At 61.1% G+C, this 25,392-nt stretch carries 26 protein-coding genes; 15 read left to right on the top strand and 11 right to left on the bottom strand.

From position 1 onward, the window contains the following. Positions 1–24: 24 nt before the first annotated feature. The 6 genes from ptsP to ACFZPT_RS12675 form a co-directional block, all read right to left on the bottom strand. A complete protein-coding gene (gene ptsP / locus ACFZPT_RS12700) occupies positions 25–2,535 on the bottom strand; it encodes a phosphoenolpyruvate--protein phosphotransferase (RefSeq protein WP_034115017.1) in 2,511 nt (836 codons plus the stop codon). Positions 2,536–2,571: 36 nt separating this feature from the next. Next, complete coding sequence (locus ACFZPT_RS12695) at positions 2,572–3,594, bottom strand: SIS domain-containing protein (protein ID WP_099313005.1); 1,023 nt, start codon at positions 3,592–3,594, stop codon at positions 2,572–2,574. Then, positions 3,575–4,681 carry an N-acetylglucosamine-6-phosphate deacetylase gene (nagA, locus tag ACFZPT_RS12690; RefSeq protein WP_034100355.1) on the bottom strand — a complete coding sequence of 369 codons (1,107 nt, stop codon included), beginning with the start codon at positions 4,679–4,681 and terminating at the stop codon, positions 3,575–3,577. The genes ACFZPT_RS12695 and nagA overlap by 20 nt, the downstream gene beginning before the upstream one ends. Positions 4,682–4,734: 53 nt before the next feature. Beyond that, complete coding sequence (locus ACFZPT_RS12685; RefSeq protein ID WP_034100353.1) at positions 4,735–5,466, bottom strand: GntR family transcriptional regulator; 732 nt, start codon at positions 5,464–5,466, stop codon at positions 4,735–4,737. A gap of 263 nt (positions 5,467–5,729) precedes the next feature. Next, positions 5,730–6,233, bottom strand: a complete 504-nt coding sequence (locus ACFZPT_RS12680) for a murein L,D-transpeptidase family protein (RefSeq protein WP_034100351.1) — start codon at positions 6,231–6,233, stop codon at positions 5,730–5,732. A 35-nt stretch (positions 6,234–6,268) separates the two neighbouring features. Then, positions 6,269–6,817 carry an NUDIX hydrolase gene (locus ACFZPT_RS12675; RefSeq protein WP_034115015.1) on the bottom strand — a complete coding sequence of 183 codons (549 nt, stop codon included), beginning with the start codon at positions 6,815–6,817 and terminating at the stop codon, positions 6,269–6,271. 147 nt (positions 6,818–6,964) lie between these two features. Here ACFZPT_RS12675 and ACFZPT_RS12670 point away from each other — a divergent pair, with 147 nt between their 5' ends. The 5 genes from ACFZPT_RS12670 (at position 6,965) to purT (ending at position 10,197) form a co-directional block, all read left to right on the top strand. Further along, positions 6,965–7,567 carry a CoA pyrophosphatase gene (locus tag ACFZPT_RS12670; RefSeq protein WP_034100348.1) on the top strand — a complete coding sequence of 201 codons (603 nt, stop codon included), beginning with the start codon at positions 6,965–6,967 and terminating at the stop codon, positions 7,565–7,567. A gap of 36 nt (positions 7,568–7,603) precedes the next feature. Next, complete coding sequence (locus tag ACFZPT_RS12665) at positions 7,604–8,128, top strand: gamma carbonic anhydrase family protein (RefSeq protein WP_034100346.1); 525 nt, start codon at positions 7,604–7,606, stop codon at positions 8,126–8,128. Next, a complete protein-coding gene (locus ACFZPT_RS12660; RefSeq protein ID WP_034115014.1) occupies positions 8,125–8,340 on the top strand; it encodes a DUF1289 domain-containing protein in 216 nt (71 codons plus the stop codon). Before ACFZPT_RS12665 ends, ACFZPT_RS12660 begins: the two co-directional genes overlap by 4 nt. A gap of 138 nt (positions 8,341–8,478) precedes the next feature. Then, on the top strand, positions 8,479–8,946 hold the full coding sequence (locus ACFZPT_RS12655) for a VUT family protein (RefSeq protein ID WP_034100344.1): 468 nt from the start codon (positions 8,479–8,481) through the stop codon (positions 8,944–8,946). Positions 8,947–9,015: 69 nt separating this feature from the next. Further along, on the top strand, positions 9,016–10,197 hold the full coding sequence (gene purT / locus ACFZPT_RS12650; RefSeq protein ID WP_034115013.1) for a formate-dependent phosphoribosylglycinamide formyltransferase: 1,182 nt from the start codon (positions 9,016–9,018) through the stop codon (positions 10,195–10,197). A gap of 83 nt (positions 10,198–10,280) precedes the next feature. On the opposite strand, the gene ACFZPT_RS12645 is transcribed toward purT, so the two are convergent. The 3 genes from ACFZPT_RS12645 to ACFZPT_RS12635 form a co-directional block, all read right to left on the bottom strand. Then, positions 10,281–11,591 carry an MFS transporter gene (locus ACFZPT_RS12645; protein WP_034100341.1) on the bottom strand — a complete coding sequence of 437 codons (1,311 nt, stop codon included), beginning with the start codon at positions 11,589–11,591 and terminating at the stop codon, positions 10,281–10,283. Positions 11,592–11,873: 282 nt separating this feature from the next. Continuing rightward, entirely contained in the window at positions 11,874–13,112 is a 1,239-nt protein-coding gene (locus tag ACFZPT_RS12640) for a transporter associated domain-containing protein (protein WP_034100340.1), read from the bottom strand. 12 nt (positions 13,113–13,124) lie between these two features. After that, complete coding sequence (locus ACFZPT_RS12635) at positions 13,125–13,937, bottom strand: inner membrane protein YpjD (protein ID WP_034100338.1); 813 nt, start codon at positions 13,935–13,937, stop codon at positions 13,125–13,127. Between the two features lie 219 nt (positions 13,938–14,156). Between ACFZPT_RS12635 and ffh the strand changes: the two genes are divergently transcribed. The 10 genes from ffh (at position 14,157) to ACFZPT_RS12585 (ending at position 23,114) form a co-directional block, all read left to right on the top strand. Further along, positions 14,157–15,533: a signal recognition particle protein gene (gene ffh / locus ACFZPT_RS12630; protein WP_034100336.1), complete on the top strand. Its 1,377-nt coding sequence runs from the start codon at positions 14,157–14,159 to the stop codon at positions 15,531–15,533. 250 nt (positions 15,534–15,783) lie between these two features. After that, on the top strand, positions 15,784–16,035 hold the full coding sequence (gene rpsP / locus ACFZPT_RS12625; protein WP_003238923.1) for a 30S ribosomal protein S16: 252 nt from the start codon (positions 15,784–15,786) through the stop codon (positions 16,033–16,035). A gap of 5 nt (positions 16,036–16,040) precedes the next feature. After that, entirely contained in the window at positions 16,041–16,577 is a 537-nt protein-coding gene (rimM, locus tag ACFZPT_RS12620) for a ribosome maturation factor RimM (protein ID WP_034100333.1), read from the top strand. Beyond that, positions 16,559–17,332 carry a tRNA (guanosine(37)-N1)-methyltransferase TrmD gene (trmD, locus tag ACFZPT_RS12615; protein WP_024077235.1) on the top strand — a complete coding sequence of 258 codons (774 nt, stop codon included), beginning with the start codon at positions 16,559–16,561 and terminating at the stop codon, positions 17,330–17,332. The genes rimM and trmD overlap by 19 nt, the downstream gene beginning before the upstream one ends. A gap of 45 nt (positions 17,333–17,377) precedes the next feature. Further along, positions 17,378–17,728 (top strand): 50S ribosomal protein L19, encoded by a 351-nt coding sequence (rplS, locus tag ACFZPT_RS12610; RefSeq protein WP_003175895.1) that lies wholly within the window; start codon positions 17,378–17,380, stop codon positions 17,726–17,728. A gap of 109 nt (positions 17,729–17,837) precedes the next feature. Then, complete coding sequence (gene xerD, locus ACFZPT_RS12605; RefSeq protein ID WP_034100332.1) at positions 17,838–18,734, top strand: site-specific tyrosine recombinase XerD; 897 nt, start codon at positions 17,838–17,840, stop codon at positions 18,732–18,734. Positions 18,735–18,874: 140 nt separating this feature from the next. Then, on the top strand, positions 18,875–19,606 hold the full coding sequence (gene dsbC / locus ACFZPT_RS12600) for a bifunctional protein-disulfide isomerase/oxidoreductase DsbC (protein WP_034100330.1): 732 nt from the start codon (positions 18,875–18,877) through the stop codon (positions 19,604–19,606). Positions 19,607–19,735: 129 nt separating this feature from the next. After that, positions 19,736–21,040 (top strand): homoserine dehydrogenase, encoded by a 1,305-nt coding sequence (locus ACFZPT_RS12595; RefSeq protein ID WP_034100328.1) that lies wholly within the window; start codon positions 19,736–19,738, stop codon positions 21,038–21,040. Between the two features lie 103 nt (positions 21,041–21,143). Further along, positions 21,144–22,553, top strand: a complete 1,410-nt coding sequence (thrC, locus tag ACFZPT_RS12590) for a threonine synthase (RefSeq protein ID WP_034100326.1) — start codon at positions 21,144–21,146, stop codon at positions 22,551–22,553. A 264-nt stretch (positions 22,554–22,817) separates the two neighbouring features. Then, positions 22,818–23,114, top strand: coding sequence for a DUF3509 domain-containing protein (locus ACFZPT_RS12585; protein ID WP_034100324.1), 297 nt, complete (start codon positions 22,818–22,820; stop codon positions 23,112–23,114). A 172-nt stretch (positions 23,115–23,286) separates the two neighbouring features. Here the strand turns inward: ACFZPT_RS12585 and ACFZPT_RS12580 are convergent, their stop codons facing one another. Together ACFZPT_RS12580 and ACFZPT_RS12575 are read right to left on the bottom strand one after the other, a co-directional pair. After that, the gene (locus tag ACFZPT_RS12580) at positions 23,287–24,171 is read right to left on the bottom strand and encodes a TIGR02285 family protein (RefSeq protein ID WP_034100323.1); all 885 of its coding nucleotides are present in this window, start codon (positions 24,169–24,171) and stop codon (positions 23,287–23,289) included. Next, positions 24,171–25,370: a CaiB/BaiF CoA-transferase family protein gene (locus tag ACFZPT_RS12575; RefSeq protein WP_034115011.1), complete on the bottom strand. Its 1,200-nt coding sequence runs from the start codon at positions 25,368–25,370 to the stop codon at positions 24,171–24,173. Before ACFZPT_RS12575 ends, ACFZPT_RS12580 begins: the two co-directional genes overlap by 1 nt. Positions 25,371–25,392: the final 22 nt, after the last annotated feature.

Here is a 25,392-nt window from a genome sequence, read left to right as displayed (position 1 = left end):
ATGTCTCCCTTTTTCTTGTTGTTGTCAGCTCAGCGGCCAGTGGCGTTGACAGGCTTGGCGAACGGCCGCGGCACTGCTCAGGTCGAGCAGCCCTTGGCTCAGTTGCCGGCAGTGCGCCGCCTCCAGATGGCGGACGCGGTCTTTGATCTCGGCTATTTGAAGCGGGCTGACGGACAGCTCGCTGACCCCCAGCCCCACCAGTACCGGGGTGGCGAGTGGATCGGAGGCCAGGGCGCCGCACACGCCAACCCAACGCCCGTGCTTGGCCGCGCCGGCGCAGGTTTGGGCGATCAGGCGCAACAGCGCCGGGTGCAGGGCATCAACGCGGGCCGCGAGCCCCGCGTGGTCGCGGTCCATGGCCAAGGTGTACTGGGACAGGTCGTTGGTGCCGATGGAGAGAAAATCCGCATGCCGGGCCAGTTGCTCGGCCAATAGCGCGGCGGCAGGCACTTCGATCATCACGCCCAGTTCCGGACGCACGCTCAGTTCCAGCTCCATACACAGTTGGTCGAGACGCTGGCGGATGTGCAGCAGTTCGTCGACTTCGCTGACCATCGGCAGCAGGATGCGGCAACGCTCCAGCGGCGTGACTTGCAACAGCGCGCGCAGTTGTTGATCGAGCAATTGGGGCCGTACCTGGGCCAGGCGAATACCACGCAAGCCCAGCACCGGGTTGGCTTCCGCCGGCAGCGGCAGATAGTCGAGCTGTTTGTCACCGCCCACATCGATGGTGCGGATGATCACCGATTTGTCGCCCATGGCATCCAGCACCGCTTGATAGGCCTGGCGTTGCTCCTGCTCATCCGGCGCGGTGCGACGGTCGACGAACAGGAATTCGGTGCGCAGCAGGCCGACGCCATCGGCACCGTTCTCGAACGCTACCTGTGCCTCGGCGCTGGAGGCGACATTGGCCGCCACTTCAATGCTCACCCCGTCGCGGGTCTGCGCCGGCTGGTGTGCCTGGGTTTGTTGCTGCTGGCGCCGCCGTTTTTGCGCGTCGCGAATCCGATGCACTTCGGCGTGACGTGCCTCGCTGGGCGCCAATTCGAGGCGCCCATTGGCCGCGTCGAGCACCACCCGTTGGCCTTGGGGCACGTCGAGCACTTCAGCGCCGAGGGCGACCACACACGGCAGCCCTTTGCCTCGGGCGAGGATCGCCACATGGGAGGTGGCCCCGCCTTCGGCCATGCATAGGCCCACCGCGTGTTGTGCACTCAATTGCAGCAGGTCCGATGGGGTCAGTTCATGGGCGCTGATGATGGCCCCGGCGGGCAGTTCGAACTGCCAGGCTTCGCCAAGCAATGCACGTAGCACCCGTTGCTGCAGGTCGCGCAGGTCATTGGCGCGTTCGGCGAACAGCGGCTTGCCCAAGCCCAGCAACACCTGGCACTGGGCCTGGATCGCATCGCGCCAGGCGTGGGTGGCCGCGCTGCCGCGTTCGATGGCGGCGTTGGCGGCGTCCAGCAACGCGGGGTCTTCCAGCAAGGCCAAATGGGCGGAGAAGATCTCTTCTTCCTCCACGGCTTTACGGTGGCGGGCCTGTGCCAGGGTGGTGCGGATTTCGCCGCGCACTTGTTCCAGCGCCGCGTCCAGACGCTGCAATTGTTCATCGGCTTGATGATCGCCGGGATCGGGCGCCAGCTCCACACCGGCCATGCGCAACAGCGGCCCGCACACCAGCCCGGGCGCCGCGCACACGCCTTGCAGCACGCCGGCCTCGGCAGTGACCCGCACGGGCGCGGCGGCGGCCGGCGCGTGAGGGGCATCGCCTATAGGCTGGGACAGCGCCGTCACCAACGCTTGCAGTGCGGCTTCGCAATCCTTGCCGCGGCATGTCACGCGCACCTCGTCGCCTTCTCCCACGCCCAGCCCCATCACGCCCATCAAGCTGTCGCACGCCGCCGAGTGCCCGGCAAAATGCAGGCGTGACTGGCTGCTGAACCCCTGCGCCGCCTTGCGGATCAGCGCCGCCGGACGCGCATGCAAACCGCCCCGATGCGTGACGCGCACCTGGGCGCTGGCTTCAGCGTCGCTGTTGTCCACAGCCGTGTGCACCGAAGCGGCCGCGCGCGCCGTAATCTGCATCAACGGCTCGCCGACCTTGACCGAATCAATCCCCAGCGGATGCAATTGGAAGTGCTCGCCATTGGTGATGATGATCAGGCTGATCAGGCTTTTGCAGTGGCGTGCGACGCGGTCCAGGTCGAACTGCAGCAACACCTGGCCCCGGCTGACCCGCGCGCCCTGTTCTACGCGCAGGGCAAAGCCCTGGCCGTTGAGCGCCACCGTGTCGATGCCCACGTGCATCAGCAGTTCGGCGCCGTTGTCGGCGCGGATCGTCAGCGCATGGCCGGTGTGGGCTACTTGGATGATCTCGCCGTCGCACGGCGCGTGCAGGCAATCGTTCAACGGATCGATGGCCAGGCCGTCGCCCATGGCACCGCTGGCGAATACCTCGTCGGGCACATTGCCCAGGGCCAGCACCGGCCCGCTTAAAGGGGCGCTGAGGGTCAGGTCATTGTTGTTATTGGACATGGGCAAGGTACTCATCAGGAAAACACGGCAAGCGACTCAGTGGGTGCGGGTGACTTTGCTCAGGTGGCGCGGCTGGTCCGGGTCCATGCCTCGCGCCACCGCCAGGCCGGCCGCCATCACGTAGAAACTCTGGATCGCCAGGATCGGGTCCAGGCTCGGGTGTTCGGCGCGGCTCAGGGTCAGGTCGCGTTCGGCGATATCGTCCGGCGCGGCCAGCAGCACGCGGGCGCCGCGTTGGCGCATGTCGGCGGCCAAGCTCAGCAGACCAGCCTGCTCGGCGCCGCGCGGGGCGAACACCAACAGCGGGTAGTTGTCATCGATCAAGGCCATCGGGCCGTGACGTACTTCGGCGCTGCTGAAGGCTTCGGCCTGGATCGCCGAGGTTTCCTTGAGCTTGAGCGCGGCCTCCTGGGCAATGGCGAAACCGGCGCCACGACCGATCACCATCAGGCGTTGGCTGTCGCGCAGGGCGTTGATGGCGGGGGTCCAATCCTGCTTGGCGGCGGCGCGCAATTCATCGGGCAATGCGCGGCAGGCGCGCAGCAGCTCGGCTTCCTGGTTCCAGTGGCCGATCAACTGCGCCGTGGCGCTGAGGGTGGCGATAAAACTCTTGGTGGCGGCGACACTCAGTTCCGGCCCGGCGCACAGCGGTACGTGGAATTCGCACGCGGCTTCCAGGGGCGAATCTTCGGCATTGACCAACGAGATGCTCAAGGCGCCACGCTTGCGCAGCAGGCGCAGGCTGTTGACCAGATCCGGGCTCTGGCCCGATTGGGAAAACCCGAACGCCACCTGGCCACTGACCTTCAACGGCGCTTGCAGCAACGTGACCACCGACATCGGCAACGACGCCACCGGCACACCCACATGCTGCATGGCCAAGTAGGCGAAGTAACTGGCGGCATGGTCGGAGCTGCCGCGGGCGATGGTCATCGCCACTTGCGGCGGCTGGCGACGCAGGCGACCGGCAATCTCTTCCAGCAACGGATCCAAACGTTGCAACTGCGCGGCAACCGCGTCAGCGGAGGCCAGGGCCTCTTCAAGCATTTTTGAAGTCAATGGTGTCTCCTTCGACCATTACGTCAGTGAGGTGCAGGGAACGGTCCAGGCGCACGCAGTCGGCAAAGCTGCCGGGTTGCAGGCGGCCGCGTTCTTCCAGGCCCAGGTAATCCGCGGGGAATTGCGACAGGCGCTGCGAGGCTTCGTGAAGCGGCAGGCCGATCTTCACCAGGTTGCGCAGCGCCTGATCCATGGTCAGGGTGCTGCCGGCCAGGGTGCCGTCGGCCAGACGCACGCCGCCCAGGCATTTGGTCACGGTGTGGCTGCCCAGCTTGTACTCACCGTCGGGCATGCCGGCGGCGGCGGTGGAGTCGGTGACGCAGTACAGGCACGGGATCGACCGCAACGCCACGCGGATGGCGCCGGGGTGTACGTGCAGCAAATCCGGGATCAATTCGGCGTAGGTGGCATGGGCCAGCGCGGCGCCGACAATGCCGGGTTCGCGGTGATGCAGGGGGCTCATGGCGTTGTACAAATGGGTGAAGCTGGTAGCGCCGGCGGCCAGGGCCGCAACGCCCTCTTCATAGCTGCCCAGGGTGTGACCGATCTGCATGCGCACGCCGCGTTGGCTGAGGGCGCGGATCAGGCCGTCATGGCCGGCGATTTCCGGAGCAATAGTGATCACCCGGATCGGCGCCAGTCGCAGATAGGCTTCCACTTCGGCCATCAGCGCGGTGTGGGCGAAGTTGGGTTGGGCGCCGAGTTTTCCTGGATTGATGTAGGGCCCTTCCAGATGCACTCCAAGTACCCGGGCGCAGCCAACGGGGCGTTGCTCGCAGAACGCGCCGAGTTGGCCGAGGACACTGGAGATTTCATCCACCGGTGCGGTCATGGTAGTGGCCAGCAGCGAGGTGGTGCCGAAGCGCACATGGGTGCGGGTGATGGTCTCGAAGGCCGTAACGCCTTCCATGATGTCCTTGCCGCCACCGCCGTGTACATGCAGGTCGATGAAACCGGGCAGCAGGTAGGGCAGGTCGTTGTCGGCCGGGTCGCACGGCTGGCCGTGGACGGCGATGACCTTGCCGTGCTCGTGCACCAGGCGGCCGCGCACCCAACCTTGGGGCGTAAGGATATTGTCTTCGGACATGGGCAGTTCTCTGTGTCTGGCAAGGGGTCGCAACGTCGGTGCCGCACGGTGTTTTAACGTCGAAGTTCGGCAACGAAGTCGTAGTAGTCGTTGCGACAGTAGGTGTCGGTGATTTCGATCGGTGTGTTGTCGGCGGTGTAGCCGACCCGGGTCATCAGCAGCATGGCGGTGCCGGGGGCGATGCCCACCAGGTTGGCGAACTCGTCCGAGGCGTTGATCGCCTGAATATGCTGCAGCGCGCGCATGATGGGTTTGTTGACGCCGTCCAGGTATTCGTACAGCGAGTTGCCGACGGACTGCGGCTGCGGCAGTACGCTGGCGGGCAGGGTGGTCATCTCGATCGCCATCACCGTGTCATCGGCCTTACGCAGGCGCTTGAGCCGCGCGACTTTGTCGGTGGGCGACAGGCCCAGGCGGATCAGTTCTTCATGGGTCGGCGGGGTGATCTCGCGCTCCAGCCACTGTGAGCTGGGCACGAACCCCTTGAGGCGCAACATCTCGCTGAACCCCGACAGGCGCGACAACGGCTGCTCCAGGCGCGGCGTGATAAACGTCCCGGAGCCCTGGCTGCGGCGGATCAGGCCCTGGCTGAGCAACACTTCCAGCGCCTTGCGCGCGGTAACCCGCGAAATGCTCAACTGCTCGCTGAGTGTTCGCTCCGACGGCAGAGCTTGTTCGGACGTCCATCGACCGGCATGAATGGCGGCCTCCAGATTGCGCGCCAATTGCAGGTACAGCGGCGTGGATTGTTTGTCGTCGGGGCGCAGGGTGAGGATGTGGTTCATTTGTGAGGTGTCCGATGCGGTTATTGGTGTTCTGGCACTCGGTATGGGGCGCAAGCTAATACCACTTAAATACCATGTCAATGCTGCCAAAACGGTGCGAATCCATGATTTAGGGCGCGATATTGGTGCTGTTTGGTAAGTGGTATTAGAGAGGTCTTTGTGGCGCGCAGAAATGCACAGGCCCGCGCGGTGAACTGGTATTCACCGGTAGGCCTCGCCAGGGGCGATAGAAGTTTTTGAATTATTTTACGAGCGGTCGACGGTTACGGCCGGATCTCGATCAGGGTGCCGTCTTTGACCAGGTTCCAGACTTCGCGCATGTCGACGTTGCGCATGCCGATGCAGCCGTCGGTCCAGTCCAGGGTATGAAACCACTGCTCCGGGTAGTCCTCGGTGTCGGGGGTGCCGTGGATCATGATCATGCTGCCGGGCTTCACGCCTTCACGGCGCGCGCGTGCGGCATCGCTGATATTGGGGTAGGAAATGTGCATGGCCAGGTTGAAGCGCTCGCTGGTCTTGCGCCAGTCGATCCAGTACAGCCCTTCGGGGGTACGGCGGTCGCCTTCGATCAGTTTGTGGCCTTTGGGGTTTTTGCCCAGGGAAATGCGATAAGTCTTGAAAGGCTTGCCGTCATTGATCAACTGCAATTGATGAGCGGACTTGAGCACCAGCACCTTCTCGACCGTTTTACCGCTCGCGGTTTGCAGGGTGGAGGCTGACGACAACATGGCGAACGACAGGCAGAACAGAGCAAGCAACCAACGCATTGAAACGATTTCCCTTTGAAGGCCGTCTGCCGTTGTTATTGGGCGGGTTTGGCAAGTGGCGGCACCGACTCGCTGCGCACTGGGTAGGCGTGCTGGCGGCGGTCAGCGAAGAAGCATTCTAAGGTACGCCCGACGGTGCGGAAAGCCAGCTCGGACCAAGGGATGTCAGCCTCGGCGAACAGCTTCACTTCCAGGCTTTCGGCGCCGGCGGCGAAGTCCAGGTCGATCAGCTCGGCACGGTAGAAAATATGCACCTGGCTGATATGCGGCACATTGATCAAGGTATAGATGCTCAAGTCCCGTACGCGGGCGCAGGCTTCCTCCAGGGTTTCGCGCATAGCGGCCTGTTCCACGGTTTCGCCGTTCTCCATGAAACCGGCGGGCAGGGTCCAGTAACCCAGGCGCGGCTCGATGGCGCGGCGGCACAACAGCACTTGATCGCCCCACACCGGCACGGTGCCGGCGACGATGTTGGGGTTCTGATAATGAATGGTCGAACAGTGATCGCACACATAGCGCAGGCGCGCGTCGCCGTCGGGAATGCGTTGGGTCACCGGTTTACCGCACTGGCTGCAGAATTTCATGCTGGGGTTCCTGGAAAGTCCATCCATCTTGGCTTGGGGTCAGGCGTTCCTGCAAGTTGTCGTTTCGCGACACGGTCATGGTTTTGGGGTTGGGCGCCTGCACGCTTTGGTGCATGATGCCAGGTAGCCAACAGATCGAGATGACTCATGCTGGACGAGCTACTTCGCCGGGTAAGCAACCACACGCCGCACACGTTGGAGACCGACGGACGTTTCCCCGAGGCCGCCGTGCTGGTGCCGATTACCCGCAGTGACGAACCTGAGCTGATCCTGACCCTGCGCGCCAGCGGCCTGTCGACCCATGGTGGCGAAGTGGCCTTTCCCGGCGGGCGTCGCGACCCGGAAGACCCGGACCTGGTCTTTACCGCCCTGCGTGAAGCCGAAGAAGAAATCGGCTTGGCGCCGGGCCTGGTGGAGGTCATCGGGCCACTCAGTCCGCTGATCTCCTTGCACGGTATCCGCGTCACCCCCTACGTAGGTGTGATTCCGGATTACGTGGAGTACCTGGCCAACGATGCCGAGATTGCCGCGGTCTTCAGCGTCCCGTTGGATTTTTTCCGACAGGACCCGCGGGAGCATACCCACCGAATCGATTACCAGGGCCGCAGTTGGTACGTGCCCAGCTACCGTTTCGGTGAATACAAGATTTGGGGGCTGACGGCGATCATGATCGTCGAGCTGATCAACCTGCTCTATGACGACGCGCAGATCAGCCTGCACCAGCCGCCCAAGAGCTTTATCCATAAATAAGCCATCCATTCAATGGCAACGCCGTGAGGGAACACCATGAAATACCGCCTGGGCGATGCCCGCGTCGAGACCCATCCACACAGCTGGGTGGCGCCCAACGCCACGCTGGTGGGCAAGGTCAAACTGGAGGAGGGCGCCAACGTCTGGTTCAACGCGGTATTGCGCGGCGACAACGAACTGATCCTGATCGGCAAGAACAGCAACGTGCAGGATGGCAGCGTGATGCACACCGACATGGGCTACCCGCTGACCCTCGGCACCGGCGTGACCATCGGCCATAACGCCATGTTGCACGGCTGCACCGTCGGCGATTACAGCCTGATCGGCATCAATGCGGTGGTGCTCAACGGCGCGAAGATTGGCAAGCATTGCATCATCGGCGCCAACTCGCTGATCGGCGAAGGCAAGGAGATTCCCGATGGCTCGCTGGTGATGGGGTCGCCGGGCAAAGTGGTGCGTGAGCTGACCGACGCGCAAAAGAGGATGCTTGAGGCCAGTGCCGCGCACTATGTACACAATTCGCAGCGTTATGCCCGTGACCTGGCTGAGCAGGAAGAATGAGTGCAGTTGAACGACCTGTTGCATCGCCCTGCGTGAGCATTTGCGCGCTGGATGATGACGACATCTGTACCGGCTGCCAGCGTACCGTGGATGAAATCACGCGTTGGAGTCGCATGGATAATGCCGAGCGCCGGGTAGTGTTGGGCTTGTGCCATGAGCGGGCCTTGGCGAATGGGTTGGTGTTTATGGCTTCTGGTAAATCTGGCGCCTGAACCATTGCTATCGGGGGCAAGCCCCCTCCCACATTTGAAAGCGTGTGGGGAGGGGCTTGTCCCCGATAAGGCCCCCCAGACGACATCTGTCTTAATGTGAAGTACCCTGTGCCCCTTATACACAGGGCCCATCCCGCCATGCTCTTCCTGATCGCCTATATCAGCAGCGTCGTGCTGATCAACTTCGCCTTCTCCACCGCCCCGCACCTGGATGTGATCTGGTCCGCCTGGGGTGGCCTGGTGTTTATCCTGCGCGACATGGTGCAAACCCGCTTCGGCCACGGTGCGATCATCGCCATGCTGGCCGCGCTGGTGCTGTCCTATATCACCTCCGACCCGTCCATCGCCCTGGCCAGTGCCACGGCATTCGCGGTGTCCGAGTGCATCGACTGGCTGGTATTCACCATCACCAAGCGCCCGCTCCACGATCGCCTGTGGATAAGTTCGGCGCTGAGCATCCCCCTCGATACGTTCATCTTCTTCGGCCTGATCGGCGCGTTGACGCCGATGGTGGTGGGCACCGCGCTGGTGTCGAAATTCGCCGGGGTCACTGCGGTGTGGCTGATCATGGCCTGGCGCGTGCGCAAACGGGCGGTCGCCAACTGAGGCCAATTTTTACAGTTCATGTAAAATGCCGGCCTTTCTCCCCATGATCCGCTCCCCTGAGGACCTGAGATGACCCGAATCGGAACTCCATTGTCGCCAACCGCGACCCGCGTTTTGCTGTGTGGCTGCGGTGAACTGGGCAAGGAAGTGGTAATCGAACTGCAACGCCTGGGCGTTGAAGTGATTGCCGTGGATCGTTACGCCAATGCGCCGGCCATGCAGGTGGCCCATCGTAGTCATGTGATCAACATGCTTGACGGCGCCGCCTTGCGTGCGGTGATCGAAGCGGAAAAACCGCACTTCATCGTGCCGGAAATCGAAGCCATCGCCACCGCTACCCTGGTGGAGCTGGAGGCCGAAGGCTTCACCGTGATCCCGACCGCACGCGCCACGTCGCTGACCATGAACCGTGAAGGCATCCGTCGCCTGGCCGCCGAGGAACTGGACCTGCCGACCTCGCCGTACCACTTCGCCGACACCTTCGAGGACTACAGCAAGGCCGTTCAGGACCTGGGCTTCCCGTGTGTGGTCAAGCCGGTGATGAGTTCGTCGGGCAAGGGCCAGAGCCTGTTGCGCAGCGCCGATGACGTGCAGAAAGCCTGGGACTATGCCCAGGAAGGCGGACGTGCCGGTAAAGGCCGGGTGATCATCGAAGGCTTTATCGATTTCGACTACGAAATCACCTTGCTGACCGTGCGCCATATCGGCGGCACCACGTTCTGCGCGCCGGTTGGTCATCGTCAGGAAAAAGGCGACTACCAGGAATCCTGGCAGCCACAGGCCATGAGCCCGATTGCCCTGGCCGAATCCGAGCGCGTGGCCAAGGCCGTGACCGAGGCTCTGGGCGGACGTGGTTTGTTCGGCGTGGAATTGTTCATCAAGGGCGATCAAGTGTGGTTCAGCGAAGTATCGCCGCGCCCTCATGACACCGGCCTGGTGACCCTGATTTCCCAGGACCTGTCGCAATTCGCCTTGCACGCACGCGCCATTCTCGGCCTGCCGATCCCGTTGATCCGACAGTTCGGGCCATCGGCGTCGGCGGTGATCCTGGTGGAAGGGCAGTCGACCCAGACCGCTTTCGCCAATCTCGGCGCGGCATTGAGCGAGCCGGATACGGCATTGCGTCTGTTCGGTAAGCCAGAAGTGAATGGCCCGCGCCGCATGGGTGTGGCGTTGGCGCGGGATGAGTCGATTGAAGCGGCTCGGGCCAAGGCTACCCGTGCTTCTAAAGCCGTTGTTGTAGAACTCTAAAAGCATCGGGGGCAAGCCCCCTCCCACATTTGACTGTATTCACAAATCAAAGTGGGAGGGGGCTTGCCCCCGATAGCGGCCTATCAGCCCACCCTGTTCAAATCGTTATCCCGCGTCTCTTTCAGGCACAGCACCGCAATCAAACTGAGCAGTGCCGCCGCCGACACATATCCACCGACATAACTCAGCCCGCCCATCGCCACCAGCTTGGTCGCGAAAAACGGCGCGGCCGATGCGCCAACGATGCCACCCAGGTTATACGCCGCCGAAGCCCCGGTATAACGCACGCGGGTCGGGAACAGCTCCGGCAGCAAGGCGCCCATCGGTGCGAACGTCACGCCCATCAGAAACAGCTCCAATGCCAGGAACAAGGCCACGGCCCAGGTGGAACCATGGGTCAGCAGTGGTTCCATGGTGAAACCGGACAGAATCGCCAGAATCGCACCGACGATCAGCACGGGTTTGCGGCCATAGCGGTCGCTGGCCAAGGCGGCAATCGGCGTGGCCAGGCCCATGAACAACACGGCGAAGCACAGCAGGCCGAGGAACGTCTCGCGGCTGTAACCCAGGGTGGAAACACCATAGCTCAGAGAAAATGCGGTGGTGATGTAGAACAGCGCATAGCACACCACCATCGACGCGGCGCCCAGCAGCACTGGCAACCAATGCTGGCTGAACAGCTCCACCAGCGGCACTTTCACTGGTGCTTGCTTGGCTACGGCCTTGGCGAACACCGGCGTTTCATGCAGCTTCAGACGCGCATACAAACCGACCATCACCAGCGCGGCGCTGAGGATGAACGGGATGCGCCAGCCCCAACTGCGGAACTGTTCGTCGCTCAGGCTCATGGCCAGGATAAGAAACAGGCCGTTGGCCGCCAGGAAGCCAATCGAGGGGCCTAGTTGCGGGAACATACCGAACCAGGCGCGCTTACCCTTGGGCGCGTTCTCGGTGGCCAGCAGCGCCGCGCCACCCCATTCGCCGCCAAGGCCCAGGCCTTGCCCGAAACGCAGCACACACAACAGGATCGGCGCCCAGGCTCCAATGCTGTCATAGCCGGGTAGCAAGCCGATCAGCGTCGTACACACGCCCATCAGCAGCAACGAAGCCACCAGTGTGGACTTGCGGCCGATGCGATCGCCGAAATGGCCGAACAGTGCCGAGCCCAGCGGGCGGGCAATAAAGGCGATACCGAAAGTGAGGAAAGACGCCAGCATCTGCGCGGTGCCCGAACTCTGCGGGAAGAACACCGGGCCGATCACCAGTGCCGCAGCGGTGGCATAGATATAGAAATCATAGAACTCGATGGCAGTGCCGACGATGCTCGCGGTGGCGACCCGTGCGGTGGAGTTGCTCGGGGCGGCGGTCGCGGCCTCGTTATAGGTGGTGCTCATGGCGGTATCCCTGACGGTCGTTGCGCGTTTGGACGCGGATTATTATTGGTCGAACACCCATGGATCAGGGTTGCACGCGGGGCGGCTCGGGATGGGAGCGAACACCGGTCGGACATGGTGAATCGATGCCTGGACGCGCTGAGTGCGGGTAGCACGCGGTCTGGCAGAGCTTGGATAAGCCGCAGGGATTATAGGAAGGGGCGTGGAATTGTAACAAGGCCTGACACGGTGCAAATCAACCTGTGGAGAAGGGGCCCACGTTTAATTTTGGTTGATCAGAAGTTATGCGGCGACAGGCATTCTGCTGGTATGCCAGATCAACACCTTGCTCACGCGGTTATCTTCGGTCTCGAGGATTTCCAGGCGGTAACGCCCGATCTTCAGGCACACCGCGCAATCCGGGATGGTTTCCAGCGCTTCGGTCACCAGGCCGTTGAGGGTTTTGGGGCCGTCGCTGGGTAAGTGCCAGCCCAGGCTTTTGTTCAGCTCACGGATCGAGGCGGCGCCGTCGATGATGTAACGACCATCCGGCTGGGCCTGGATGTGCGGGTTATCCGCGCTTTGCTCGCTTTCGAATTCGCCGACGATCTCTTCGAGGATGTCTTCCAGGGTGACAATCCCCAGCACTTCACCGTACTCGTCCACCACCATGCCCAGACGACGCTGCTGCTTGTGGAAGTTCAGCAGTTGCAACTGCAGCGGCGTGCTTTCCGGAACGAAGTAGGGGTCGTGGCAGGCGGCGAGCAATGCCTCTTTGGTCAGGCTGGCGTCGGGCAGCAAATGCTGGATCTGCCGCGTATTCAACACCGCCTGCACCTGGTTGATATCGCTGTGGAACACCGGCAAGCGCGTACGCTCGGAGGCGCGCAGTTGTTCGATGATCGCTTCGATCGGCTCGTCCAGGTTGATGCCGTCGACTTCACTGCGCGGCACCAGGATGTCATTGACCGTGATGTTGTCCAGGGCGTGGATGCCGGGCATGCCGTGGGCTTGGCTTTTATCGGTTGCCTGCTCCGCTTCGTCATCGTGATCGGGCAGCGGCTCGTCGCTTTTTTTGACTGCGCCGGTCTTGCGGGCGAAGGGGCGCAATAGCATCAGGCTGATGCCATTGAGCAGCCAGGCCAGGGGATAGAGGAGCTTCAGTGGCACGCCCAGCAACGTATTGCCAAAGCCGAGCACCGCTTGCGGATGACGGGTAGCCAGGGCGCGGGGCAGGTAGTCGGCCAGCACCAGGAGGACCGCGCAAGAAATCAGCCAGCCCAGCCACGGACCGTTTGCCGCCCAGGCGTAAATCGCCAGCAGCGTACACAGGATGACCACCACCCCACGGCACAGCGTATTGCACAAGATCAGGCTGTCACGCGGGAAATTCAGGCGGGCGGCGGCCTTGTCGCCCTGGCGCGTGCCGGGGCGCAGGGCCAGCAGGTGTTGCTGGGCGGCTTCTATGGCGGTAAACAGCCCGGCCCATAACACCAGCAGGGCGATTACCGCGAGCATCGGCCCCAGGGGCAAATTGTCCATGATCGCTGCCCGTCAGATATGCAGGATGTATTCGCGAACCAGCTTGCTGCCGAAATAGGCCAGCATGAGCAAGCAGAAACCGGCCAGGGTCCAGCGGATTGCCTTATGCCCGCGCCAACCGAGACGGTTGCGGCCCCACAACAACACGCTGAACACCACCCACGCCAGGCAGGCTAGCAGGGTTTTGTGCACCAGGTGCTGGGCGAACAGGTTCTCGACGAACAGCCAGCCGGAAATCAGCGACAGCGACAGCAGCGTCCAACCGGCCCACAGGAAGCCGAACAGCAGGCTCTCCATGGTTTGCAGCGGTGGGAAGTTCTTGATCAGGCCCAATGGGTGTTTGTGCTTGAGCTGGTGGTCCTGCAACAGCAGGAGCAGGGACTGGAACACGGCAATGGTGAACATGCCGTAGGCCAGGATCGACAGCAGGATGTGGGCGAGAATGCCCGGTTCTTCGTCGATCACCTGCACGGTGCCGGTGGGTGCGAACTGCGCCAGCAGCACCGTCAACATGCCCAGCGGGAAGAGCAGCACCAGCAGGTTTTCTACGGGAATGCGGGAGCAGGCGAGCAGCGTTAGGGCAATCACCGCGGCGGCGATCAGGCTGGCGGCGCTGAAGAAGTCCAGGCCCAGGCCGACCGGCGTCATCAAATGGGTGAACAGGCTCGCGGCATGTGCCAGCAGGGCGAGGACGCCCAGGCCGACCAGCAGGCGTTTGTCGGCCTTGGCGCATTGGGCCAGGCGGGTGCCCTGGTAGAGAGTCGCAGCGGCATACAAAAGGGCGGCGGCGAGGCTGGGTAGCAAACTGGGTGGCAAAGGGAGCATAAATCCTGTTAGGCAAGCCCGAAAGGCGCTGAGTTTGGCATACACCTGCGTTCCACGAAAGACTCCCGCGCCAGACAGCGGGTGTGCATGGGCGCAGTCTTCGCTATAATCCGCGACCTGCCCCCGCCGCAGGCTCGCCGGCCGCTGTTTCTAATAGCGATTTACCACAGCCTGGGCCGCCATTACCTCGGTCTACCATAGGGCCTGAAAGGATCGCGCATGTTTGAAAACTTGACTGACCGTCTCTCGCAGACGCTGCGCCACGTTACCGGCAAGGCCAAGCTGACCGAGGACAATATTAAAGACACCCTGCGCGAAGTGCGCATGGCACTGCTGGAAGCCGACGTCGCCTTGCCTGTGGTCAAGGACTTCGTCAACTCGGTCAAGGAGCGCGCAGTCGGCACCGAAGTGTCCCGCAGCCTGACTCCGGGCCAGGCGTTTGTGAAAATCGTCCAGGCCGAACTCGAAAGCCTGATGGGCGCTGCCAACGAAGACCTCAACCTCAGCGCCGTGCCACCGGCCGTCGTGCTGATGGCCGGTCTGCAAGGCGCGGGTAAGACCACTACCGCCGGCAAGCTGGCGCGCTTCCTTAAAGAGCGCAAGAAGAAGTCGGTGATGGTGGTGTCGGCCGACGTGTACCGTCCGGCGGCCATCAAACAGTTGGAAATGCTTGCCGGCGAAGTGGGCGTGACCTTCTTCCCGTCCGACCTGAGCCAGAAGCCGGTCGACATCGCCAACGCTGCTATTAAAGAAGCCCGGCTGAAGTTCATCGACGTGGTTATCGTCGATACTGCCGGTCGTCTGCATATCGACGAAGAGATGATGGGCGAGATCAAGGCGCTGCATGCCGCGATCAACCCGGTCGAAACGCTGTTCGTGGTTGACGCCATGACCGGCCAGGATGCGGCGAACACCGCCAAGGCATTCGGCGATGCGCTGCCACTGACGGGCGTGATCCTCACCAAGGTCGACGGCGATGCCCGTGGCGGTGCTGCTTTGTCGGTGCGCTCGATTACCGGCAAGCCGATCAAGTTCATCGGTATGGGCGAGAAGAGCGAAGCGCTCGAACCGTTCCACCCTGAGCGTATCGCCTCGCGCATCCTCGGCATGGGCGACGTGCTCAGCCTGATCGAGCAGGCCGAAGCCACTCTCGACAAGGACAAGGCCGACAAGCTCGCCAAGAAACTGAAGAAGGGCAAGGGCTTCGACCTCGAAGACTTCCGCGACCAGCTGCAACAAATGAAGAACATGGGCGGCCTCGGCGGCCTGATGGACAAGCTGCCGAACATCGGTGGTGTGAACCTGGCGCAGATGGGCAATGCCCAGGGCGCGGCAGAGAAGCAGTTCAAGCAGATGGAAGCCATCATCAACTCCATGACCCCGGCCGAGCGCCGCGACCCTGAGCTGATCAGCGGTTCGCGCAAGCGTCGGATCGCCATGGGTTCCGGCACTCAGGTGCAGGACATCGGCCGCTTGATCAAGCAGCACAAGCAGATGCAGAAGATGATGAAGAAGTTCTCCGCCAAAGGCGGCATGGCCAAGATGATGCGCGGCATGGGCGGTATGTTGCCCGGCGGCGGCATGCCGAAAATGTAAAGAATTCGAGCAAGGGCTCGCTCTTGCTCCGCCCCACAGGGATGTGGGATCTCCAGCAAACCCGCCGTTGGCGGGTGCTGACTCGCTGTTTTAACCGACGGCTCTCCAGCAGATCTGAGTGGTACGCCCATAGGCGCCAGAAAAAGACATTTGCAAAAGTCCGGATATTCCTTAGAATATGCGGCCTTTCGGGCACCTATGCCCGCTGTGCATTTAGATTTGCAGCACCGACTACAGGAACGATGTTCACATGCTAACAATCCGTCTTGCCCTTGGCGGCTCCAAAAAGCGCCCGTTTTACCACTTGACCGTAACTGACAGCCGCAACCCACGTGACGGCTCTCACAAGGAACAAGTTGGCTTCTTCAACCCGATCGCTCGTGGTCAAGAAGTCCGCCTGTCCGTGAACCAAGAGCGCGTAGCCTACTGGCTGAGCGTTGGTGCACAGCCTTCTGAGCGTGTTGCCAAGTTGTTGAAGGACTCGGCTAAGGCCGCAGCCTGAGCAATATGAGCGCGACGCCAGCGGTTGCTGATGATTTGATCGTTATCGGCAAGATTTATTCTGTTCATGGCGTTCGCGGCGAAGTGAAGGTGTATTCCTTTACTGATCCGACTGAAAACCTGTTGCAGTACAAGACCTGGACGCTCAAGCGCGAAGGTAGTGTGAAACAGGTCGAGCTGGTCAGTGGACGCGGGAGCGATAAGTTCCTGGTCGCAAAGCTCAAGGGTCTTGATGATCGTGAAGAAGCGCGTCTTCTGGCCGGTTATGAGATCTGCGTGCCGCGCAACCTGTTCCCTGAATTGACCGACGGCGAGTACTACTGGTACCAGCTGGAAGGTCTGAAGGTTATTGATCAACTGGGGCAAATGCTCGGGAAAATCGATCATCTTCTGGAAACCGGCGCCAATGATGTAATGGTGGTCAAGCCTTGCGCTGGCAGCCTGGATGATCGCGAACGCCTATTGCCCTATACCGAGCAATGCGTGTTGGCCGTCGACCTGGCAGCGGGCGAGATGAAGGTGGAATGGGACGCGGACTTCTAAGCGTGGCTAATTTGCGCATTGAAGTGATCAGTTTGTTTCCCGAGATGTTTTCCGCCATCAGCGAGTACGGCATCACCAGTCGGGCGGTGAAGCAGGGGCTGTTGCAGCTTACCTGTTGGAACCCGCGAGACTACACGACGGATCGACATCACACTGTGGACGATCGCCCATTTGGCGGTGGCCCGGGCATGGTGATGAAGATCAAGCCCCTGGAAGACGCGTTGGTTCAGGCCAAGGCAGCAGCCGGGGAGAAGGCGAAGGTAATTTACCTGTCCCCTCAAGGCCGTCAGCTGAAACAGGCGGCGGTGCGCGAACTGGCGAATGAGGAAGCATTGATCCTGATTGCCGGTCGCTATGAAGGCATTGACGAGCGGTTTATTGAAGCTCATGTCGATGAAGAGTGGTCGATTGGGGACTATGTTCTGTCTGGCGGCGAGCTGCCGGCGATGGTCCTGATAGATGCGGTTACACGACTGCTGCCTGGAGCTTTAGGGCATGCGGACTCCGCGGAGGAAGATTCCTTCACGGATGGTTTGCTGGATTGCCCGCACTACACCCGACCGGAGGTGTATGCGGATCAGCGTGTTCCCGACGTATTGCTAAGTGGCAATCACGCACACATCCGGCGTTGGCGTTTACAGCAGTCCCTTGGTCGGACCTATGAACGACGCGCCGATCTTCTGGAAAGCCGCTCGCTTTCTGGAGAAGAGAAGAAGCTGCTCGAGGAATACATCCTCGCGCGGGACGATAGTTAACAACGTATCGATGGTAGGTCCATTGACTTACCTTAGGAGCACAGCATGACTAACAAAATCATCCTTGCACTCGAAGCAGAGCAGATGACCAAAGAGATCCCTACCTTTGCCCCGGGCGACACCATTGTCGTTCAGGTGAAAGTGAAGGAAGGCGACCGTTCGCGTCTGCAAGCGTTCGAAGGCGTGGTAATCGCCAAGCGTAACCGTGGTGTGAACAGTGCTTTCACTGTTCGTAAAATCTCCAACGGTGTTGGCGTAGAGCGTACTTTCCAGACCTACAGCCCGCAGATCGACAGCATGGCCGTTAAGCGTCGCGGTGACGTACGTAAAGCCAAGCTGTACTACCTGCGTGACCTGTCCGGTAAAGCAGCTCGCATCAAGGAAAAACTGGCTTAAGTCCAGCTTCCGATGCAGAAAAAAGCAGCCTACGGGCTGCTTTTTTGTGCCTGCGATTTAAGGTCCGCGCTAGGATCTCTTTTCTATCTATTTTCCTGTTCGAGCCCCCATGTCTGCCATTGACCACCCTCTGATCGACCGTTTCCTCGACGCCCTTTGGTTGGAAAAAGGCCTGTCGGATAACACTCGTCAGGCTTACCGCAGTGACCTGGCTCTGTTCAATGGCTGGCTGCAGGAAAAGAACCTCGAACTGATCAACGCCGGGCGTGAATTGATCCTTGATCATTTGGCCTGGCGCTTGGAGCAGAACTACAAGCCGCGCTCCACGGCGCGATTTCTCTCGGGCGTGCGAGGTTTCTATCGCTATCTGCTGCGGGAAAAACTCATCGCTCTCGACCCGACCTTGCAAATCGATATGCCGCAGTTGGGTAGGCCGCTGCCTAAATCCCTGTCGGAAGCCGACGTGGAGGCCTTGCTCAATGCTCCTGATCTGAGCGAAGCCATCGGCCAGCGCGACCGCGCGATGCTGGAGGTGCTTTACGCCTGCGGTCTGCGGGTGACCGAGCTGATCAGTCTGACCTTAGAGCAGGTCAACTTGCGCCAGGGCGTGTTGCGGGTGATGGGCAAGGGCAGCAAGGAGCGCTTGGTGCCGATGGGGGAGGAGGCGATTGTGTGGGTCGAGCGCTACATGCGTGACGCGCGCAGTGAACTGCTCGGCGGGCGGCCCAGTGATGTGCTGTTCCCCAGTCAGCGTGGCGAACAGATGACCCGTCAGACGTTCTGGCACCGCATCAAGCACCAGGCCAAGGTTGCCGGGATCGGCAAGGCGTTGTCGCCCCACACGTTGCGCCATGCTTTCGCCACGCATTTGCTCAATCATGGTGCGGATTTGCGCGTGGTGCAGATGCTGCTCGGCCACAGCGATTTATCCACAACCCAGATCTACACCCATGTGGCGCGTGCGCGCTTGCAGGATATGCACGCCAAGCACCATCCGCGCGGCTGAAAACCGCCAATTTATTCCGCCACGGGCTGCCCTGCGGCCCAACTGTGGTAGGCTTTGCCGGTTAGCAAAGGGGACGGTCCCGGCCCGTGTTTCCAGATCGGTGTTCCTTCCCGTCCCTGCATCTGCCTTCAGGAGTTCCCATGCGCTTGACCCAGATTATTGCCGCCGCAGCCATTGCGTTGGTTTCCTCGTTTGCCTTCGCTGATGATGCTGCCGAGCAGACCATTCGCAAGAGCCTGGCCAATCTGCAGCTCGACACACCGATCGAAAGCATCAGCGCCAGCCCCATGGCCGGTCTGTACGAGGTCAAGCTCAAGGGCAGCCGCGTGCTGTACGCCAGCGCCGATGGTCAGTACATCGTCCAGGGCTACCTGTTCCAGCTCAAGGACGGCAAGCCCGTCAACCTGACCGAGAAAGCCGAGCGCCTGGGCGTGTCCAAGCTGATCAATGGCATTCCCGTGGCTGAAACCGTGGTCTACCCGGCCATCGGCGAAACCAAGACCCACATCACCGTGTTTACTGACACCACCTGCCCGTACTGCCACAAATTGCACGCCGAAGTGCCTGAGCTGAACAAGCTGGGTGTGGAAGTGCGCTACGTCGCGTTCCCGCGTCAGGGGCTGGGCTCGCCGGGCGATGAACAATTGCAGGCCGTGTGGTGTTCAGCCGACAAGAAGGCGGCGATGGACAAGATGGTCGACGGTAAGGAAATCAAGGCCGCCAAATGCGCCAACCCGGTATCCAAGCAGTTCGCTCTCGGCCAGTCCATTGGCGTGAACGGTACACCGGCCATCGTATTGGCGGACGGTCAAGTGATTCCGGGCTACCAGCCGGCACCACAAGTTGCCAAACTGGCGCTGAGTGCCAAATAAACCAGCATCGTCGAATCTTTGACGATCGTGGTCCGCCGATGAGTCGACGGACCATTAATTGAAAGCCGCAGTTGTGCGGCTGTTTTCCACGGCCGACCTAGCGTCGGCCGTTTCATGGGGAGTTCTTCAGTGAAACCGGTCAAAGTAGGCATCTGTGGGTTAGGGACCGTCGGTGGCGGCACCTTCAACGTCCTTCAGCGTAACGCTGAAGAAATTTCGCGCCGTGCAGGGCGTGGAATTGAAGTGGCGCAAATTGCCACGCGTTCGCCAAAGCCTCAGTTCCAAACGACCGGTATTGCGATTACCAACGATGTCTTCGCCGTGGCCACCAACCCTGAAATCGATATCGTCATCGAGCTGGTCGGGGGCTACACCGTGGCCCGCGAGCTGGTGCTCAAAGCCATCGAGAACGGCAAGCATGTGGTCACCGCCAACAAGGCGCTGATCGCCGTGCATGGCAACGAAATTTTCGCCAAGGCCCGCGAGAAGGGCGTGATCGTGGCGTTCGAAGCCGCAGTGGCCGGCGGTATCCCGGTGATCAAGGCGATCCGTGAAGGCTTGTCTGCCAACCGTATCAACTGGGTGGCCGGCATTATCAACGGCACCGGTAACTTCATCCTCACCGAAATGCGCGAGAAGGGCCGCACCTTCGAAGACGTGCTGGCCGAAGCCCAGGCTCTGGGCTACGCCGAAGCCGATCCGACCTTCGACGTGGAAGGCATCGACGCGGCGCACAAGCTGACCATCCTGGCGTCCATCGCCTTTGGTATCCCGCTGCAATTCGACAAGGCCTACACCGAAGGCATCACCAAGCTGACCACCGCCGACGTGAATTACGCCGAAGCCTTGGGCTATCGCATCAAGCACCTGGGCGTGGCTCGCAGCACGCCGGCGGGTATCGAGTTGCGTGTGCACCCGACGCTGATCCCGGCCGACCGCCTGATCGCCAACGTCAATGGCGTGATGAACGCGGTGATGGTCAACGGTGACGCCGCAGGTTCGACCCTGTTCTATGGCGCCGGCGCCGGCATGGAGCCTACGGCTTCGTCAGTGATCGCCGACCTGGTGGACGTAGTTCGCGCCATGACCAGCGACCCGGAAAACCGTGTGCCGCACCTGGCCTTCCAGCCGGACTCGCTGTCGGCCCACCCGATTCTGCCGATCGAGGCTTGCGAAAGCGCCTACTACCTGCGCATCCAGGCCCAGGATCACCCGGGCGTGTTGGCTCAGGTGGCCAGCATCCTGTCGGAGCGGGGCATCAACATCGAGTCGATCATGCAGAAGGAAGTCGAGGAGCAAAACGGCCAAGTGCCAATGATCCTGCTGACCCACCGTGTGCTCGAACAACACATTAACGATGCCATCCAGGCACTGGAAGCGCTCCAGGGTGTGGTTGGGCCGGTTGTACGGATTCGCGTCGAACATTTGAATTAATCCAGCTGCAAGCTATTAGCTGCAAGCTGCAAGTAAAAGCCGATCAGCTTTAACTTGCCGCTTGTAGCTTGAAGCTTGAAGCTCAAACCAAAGGTTTGCTTTTATGCGCTACATCAGCACCCGCGGCCAGGCACCGGCCCTGAATTTCGAAGACGTTCTGCTGGCAGGTCTTGCCACCGACGGCGGTCTGTACGTGCCGGAAAACCTGCCACGTTTTACCCAGGAAGAAATAGCCTCCTGGGCTGGCCTGCCGTACCACGAGCTGGCGTTTCGGGTGATGCGCCCGTTCGTCACCGGCAGCATTCCGGATGCGGACTTCAAAAAGATTCTAGAAGAAACCTACGGCGTGTTTTCCCACAGCGCCATCGCACCGTTGCGTCAGTTGAACAGCAACGAGTGGGTCTTGGAGCTGTTCCACGGCCCGACCCTGGCGTTCAAGGACTTTGCGCTGCAACTGCTGGGTCGCCTGCTGGATTACGTGCTGGCCAAGCGTGGCGAGCGCGTGGTGATCATCGGTGCCACCTCCGGTGATACCGGTTCGGCGGCGATTGAAGGCTGCAAACACTGCGAAAACGTCGACATTTTCATCCTGCATCCGCACAAGCGGGTGTCGGAAGTGCAGCGCCGTCAGATGACGACTATCTTCGGCGACAATATCCACAACATCGCCATCGAAGGTAACTTCGATGACTGCCAGGAAATGGTCAAGAACAGCTTCGCCGACCAGAGCTTCCTCAAGGGCACGCGTCTGGTGGCGGTGAACTCGATCAACTGGGCGCGGATCATGGCTCAGATCGTCTACTACTTCCACGCAGCCCTACAGTTGGGCGGCCCAGCGCGTTCGGTGTCGTTCTCGGTGCCGACCGGCAACTTCGGCGACATCTTCGCCGGTTACCTGGCGCGCAACATGGGCCTGCCGATCAACCAGTTGATCGTCGCCACCAACCGCAACGACATCCTGCACCGCTTTATGAGCGGCAACCAGTACGTCAAGGAAACCCTGCACGCGACCTTGTCGCCGTCCATGGACATCATGGTGTCGTCGAACTTCGAGCGTCTGCTGTTCGACATGCACGGTCGCAACGGTGCGGCTATTGCCGGTTTGATGGACAACTTCAAGCAAGGCGGCGGTTTCAGCGTCGAGCAAGAGCGCTGGACCGAAACCCGTAAGTTGTTCGATTCCCTGGCCGTGGACGATGCACAGACCTGCGAAACCATCGCTGAAGTCTATGCCCAGACCGGCGAGCTGCTCGACCCGCACACTGCCATCGGCGTGAAGGCCGCACGGGAGTGCCGTCGCAGCCTGGACATCCCGATGGTGATCCTGGGCACCGCCCACCCGGTCAAGTTCCCGGAAGCGGTGGAAAAGGCAGGCGTTGGCAAGGCACTGGAATTGCCGACGCACCTGGCGGACCTCTTCGAGCGTGAAGAACGCTGCACCGTGCTGGCCAATGACCTGAAGACCGTGCAGGCGTTTGTCAGCCAACACGGTAACCGAGGCAAGCCGCTGTAAGGCAGATTTGCCCGCGTAGAAACGCCGCTTTCCCATTCTTGGGGCAGCGGCGTTTTTTTTTCGTTCGCCTCCGATGAACCCGCCAACACCCGCCATCGCGTGATCAGCGATGAGCCGCCGTTTTTTGTCTGTCATGTTCCAAGCGCAAGCTGAACTGAACACCCCGGATGTCCATAGCGACGAAAAAGCGAACTTTCCTACATGGCAATCGGTCATTTAGAAAAGACGCAGCGCTCGTTGAAACGATTGTTCCCGAACTATTGAATGGTGATCGAGATGGAAAGTATCAGCCTATTGCTCGAAGAAGCACTGAGCCCTTACCGGGTTACGCTGACCACCGTTGGCGTGCAAGGCGAATGCCTGGTAACCGTGAAGAATCCTGCCGGCGCTATCGTGGTGGAACGTGAAGTCGACCGCGCTCAGTTGATGGATAAGCGGGTGCTGGTGGATGTGGTCGATTGCCTGCTGCGTGACCTGAAAATCGCTGAAGGCCGCTTGGAACCTTCCGTGATCGCTGCTCTTCGCAATGCCGCCCAAACCCGGGGCGCTGCCTGCGCATGAAGAATTATTCACTCATGGAAACTTCCTACTGCATGCCCGGTCAGATTTCGTAACAGCAAGAGCGAACATTGTGCTCCGGTGTTTGTGGCTTGCTGTACTGGTCTTTAGATAGGCCACGTTTAACCCCGAAGTGTCTCCCCACTCTTCGGGGTTTCTTTTTGCCTGCGATTTGTCAGGGCTCGTTCCAGTCTTGAAAAAATACCGGGTTGTCGCGCAGGTAATCCTGACGCATCAGTGGGTCCAGCCAGGCGGCGTAGGCTTGTTGTATCTGCTCCTGCGGGATGTCACGCACCGCTTGATTGATGCGGGTGATGGCCTGGCGCCCTTGGGGGGTGTTCGAGCAGCCGATATGGGTGTGCTGATAGGGTGGGGCGCCTTTGATCGGGTAGAAACTCAAATTGTCAGGGGCAATGCCTTGTTGCTGGGCGTGATAGCGGATCTCCGGCCAATAGCCGAGCACCGCTTCCAGTCTGCCCAGACGTTGCATTTGCAGCAGGCTGCCCATGGCATCGTTGCCGTAGTGCAGGGCCAGGTGCTGGGTGTCGGTCTGCTTGAGTGCTTCATCGATATTTGGTCCATAGCTTCGTTCCGCAACAGCGCCTACCCGAGCTTCATGGGCAGCCAGAAACGCCTGCAGGTCCAACTGACCGTGGCTGATAAATCGCGCCAGTTGCTCACCCTGGCTGCTGCGAATGGCCGCGCCATTGCTGGCGACGACAAAGGCCTGTTTGGAAAACGCAACGTATGCCGCACGCTTCGCTGTCCATAGCAACGAGGGATCGCAGATGAGCGTCCCCTCGCGCAGCATTTGCGTTCCGCGTGCGCGATTGACGTGCAGCACTTCGTGGCGATAGTCCGGCAGGCGCTCGATCAGCAGCGGCAGCAACTGATCCAAGGCGCCCTGGCCTTTGCCGGGGCCGTCGAAAATCGTCAGTGGCGGCAAATCACGCAGCAGCCAGATCAAGGTGTCTTGCGCGTGAGCCGATGCAGGCCACCCACCGGCCACTGTTGTCGCCAGGCAGAGCTGCACCAGCCACTGTTTGCACCGATGGCGCATCAGATTGCGCCTGCCTCACGCAAGCGTACAATCGCTGCGGCGTCATAGCCCAGCTCACCCAGTACAGCGCCGCTATGCTCGCCCAGTTGCGGGCCCACCCACTCGCAACTGCCGGGGGTATCCGACAGTTTGGGCACGATGCCGGGCATCTTGAAATCCTTGCCACCCGGAAGCTGCGCCTTGAGGAACATCTCGCGGGCCAGAAATTGCGGGTCGCCCAGCATGTCCTCAGCGCTGTAGATGCGGCTGGCGGGCACCTCGGCGCCATTCAATTGCTCGATCACCTGCTCCAGTGGCAGCGAATTGACCCAGCGATCGATTACGCCGTACAGCTCGTCACGGCGGCTGTCGCGCCCGTCATTGCTGGCCAGTTGTGGATCGTTGGCCAGGTCTTCGCGGCCGATGGCGGCCATGAAGCGCTTGAAGATCGCATCGCCATTGGCGCCGATCTGCACATGCTTGCCGTCCGCACTGGTATGGATCGAGGAGGGCGTGATACCCGGCATGATGTTGCCGGTGCGTTCGCGGATAAACCCGAACACGTCGAACTCGGGAATCATGCTTTCCATCATGGCGAAAATGGCTTCATACAGCGCGACATCGACCACCTGGCCCAGGCCGCCGTTAACCTCACGATGCCGCAGCGCCATCAGCGCACCGATCACCGCCCATAGCGCTGCAATGGAATCTCCGATGGAGATCCCGGTACGCACCGGCGGGCGGTCCTCGAAACCGGTGATGTAACGCAGCCCGCCCATGGACTCGCCCACGGCGCCAAACCCTGGCTGGTCCTTCATCGGCCCGGTCTGGCCAAAGCCCGAGAGGCGCACCATGACCAGTTTCGGGTTGAGCGCGTGCAGGGTTTCCCAACTCAGGCCCAGTTTTTCCAACACGCCGGGACGGAAGTTTTCGATCAGGATGTCGGCGTCCGCCAGTAGTTGCTTAAGAATGGCCAGGCCATCCGGGTGCTTGAGGTTCAGCGTGAGGGATTTCTTGTTGCGCGCCTGCACGAACCACCACAGCGATGTGCCTTCATACAGCTTGCGCCATTTGCGCAGCGGATCGCCGCCGTCCGGGGATTCGACCTTGATGACCTCGGCGCCGAATTCTGCGCAGATACGTGAGGCGAACGGGCCCGCGATCAGGGTGCCGAGTTCGATGACTTTCAGGCCGGCAAGCGGTTTGGCATTAAACGACATGGGGATCCTTGGCTGCGCAGAA

Source organism: Pseudomonas sp. MD330_10 (assembly GCF_042610415.1).
Taxonomy (GTDB): domain Bacteria; phylum Pseudomonadota; class Gammaproteobacteria; order Pseudomonadales; family Pseudomonadaceae; genus Aquipseudomonas; species Aquipseudomonas rhodesiae.
This window is presented reverse-complemented; position numbering and strand designations above follow the sequence as displayed.